Origin of the sequence: Gallibacter sp. Marseille-QA0791, assembly GCF_965119705.1 — a bacterium.
In the GTDB taxonomy this organism is placed as follows: Bacteria; Bacillota; Clostridia; order Peptostreptococcales; family Anaerovoracaceae; genus Lentihominibacter; species Lentihominibacter excrementipullorum.
On the sequence record NZ_CBCPMH010000002.1, the window covers coordinates 1 to 1,738 of the forward strand.

2 protein-coding genes are annotated in these 1,738 nt (G+C 40.0%); both read left to right on the forward strand.

Annotated features, from left to right (window positions below; translation table 11 throughout):
- Nucleotides 1-174: 174 nt before the first annotated feature.
- A complete protein-coding gene (locus ACQY69_RS13105; RefSeq protein ID WP_428259852.1) occupies nt 175-1,467 on the forward strand; it encodes an L-lactate MFS transporter in 1,293 nt (430 codons plus the stop codon).
- 34 nt (nt 1,468-1,501) lie between these two features.
- Nucleotides 1,502-1,738, forward strand: a 237-nt coding sequence (locus ACQY69_RS13110) for a hypothetical protein (RefSeq protein WP_428259853.1), incomplete at its 3' end; no start/stop codon positions are given.

A 1,738-nucleotide genomic window follows, 5' to 3' on the forward strand; every position in this document is an offset into this window, starting at 1 on the left:
AAATCATAAACAGACATTATCGATATGATATCTGTTGTTTTCCATTCATTTTCAAAGGACATAATCCTCAAATCCAAGTAAAACCTTAAAATCATCATATTTCTGTTTCCGGCTCTTTTAAATGCATGAGTCGGTTTTATCGTTTTAATATAGTTTATAGTAAGGAGCATATCTATGATAAAATCTTTGGAAACAGAAAAAAAGCGCTGGATAATACTTATCGCTGCATGTATATGTAACGTGTTCGCAGGTACTGGATACTGCTGGAGTGTCTATCAAGCCGGACTAGTCAACGAAGCAACGACGATATTCGGATCTTCTAATATCACTGCCTCTGTATTGGCAGTCGCTTTTTCGATCAATGCCGCAGTTTTTCCCTTTACGATGATTGCAGGAGGGCTGCTCCAGAGAAAATTGGAGCCTTCAAAGATCATGATAGGGAGCGCTGTTTTGATTCTCGCAGGGATGTTTTTGAGCGGTACTGCCAACAACGTTTATGCTATATGGCTCGGTTTCGGCATCATTACTGGATTTGGCAGCGGTGCTGTATACGGCATCACCATAAATAACACGATAAACTTTTTCCCTGATAAAAAAGGTCTCATCAGTGGTATGACAACATGCTCCTTTGGATTGGGTTCAATAATCTTTCCACCTATCATTAGTGACATGATAGATAATTGTGGTGTGCTTCATACTTTTAAGATAATGGGAGCACTCATCGCAGCGATCACCGTGCTCAGCGCTTTTTTTATCAGCAGCTGTCCTAGAGGATGGCTCCCGAAAGACTTCATCCCAGACAGATCAGTAAAAGATATCGCGAACGAAAAGACAGGAAATGACAGGACATGGTCGGAAATGCTCAAAGATGTACGATTCTGGCTCACAGCCACTGTGTTTATGCTCTTTGCCTCCGCCGGGCTTTTTATAGTTTCCCAATCTAAACAACTAGCTGTCATAGCTGGAGGCCTCCATGAAACCGATAACCTTTCCATACTTACCATCAGTATCGTCGGTATAGCCAACTCAGTCGGCCGCCTCATATGGGGTTTCGCATCCGATAAAATCGGCCGGCTCCGATCTCTTATATCCATGGCATTGATTTTAAGCATTGCAGCCTTTGCTCTGGCATGCACTTCAGACAATTACAAAATATTCATCATATGTATGATATCATTGGCATGCTGCTATGGTGGTTGCATGGGGATTTATCCAGCATTGACAGCAGATCTATTTGGAGAAAAAAACAATAGTGTTAATTACGGTATAATGTTTTTAGTCTTTTCCGTTGCAGCTTTTGTCGGTCCTAAGTTTTTCACTTCTTTGAGTGAGGCGTTCAATTCACATTCCACATCTTTATATATCATTTCAGGTTTCGGTCTGTGCGCGTTTGCTTTAACATTTTTACTAACCCGTTTTAGTCGCAAAAAAATAAAGCTCCCGAAACACTCACAATTCAATTTGTGATATTATTTGTTAAAAGATATCAGGAGGAACTCTAATGAAAATGACTCAGATAGGAGATACACCCCTGAGTATAAGTATATACTCAGTAGAAGAAACACCGACAATAATACACGATACAGGCATTTTAGAAATCATATTCTGCCTCAAAGGGAGCATCCGCTTCTCATATGCCTATGAAGAATTTACACTTAACGAAGGGGATTTCATATCAGTCGATAAAGACGCCTACTATCTATATGATGGTCGTGAAAATTTATGTGTTTCCTTCTAT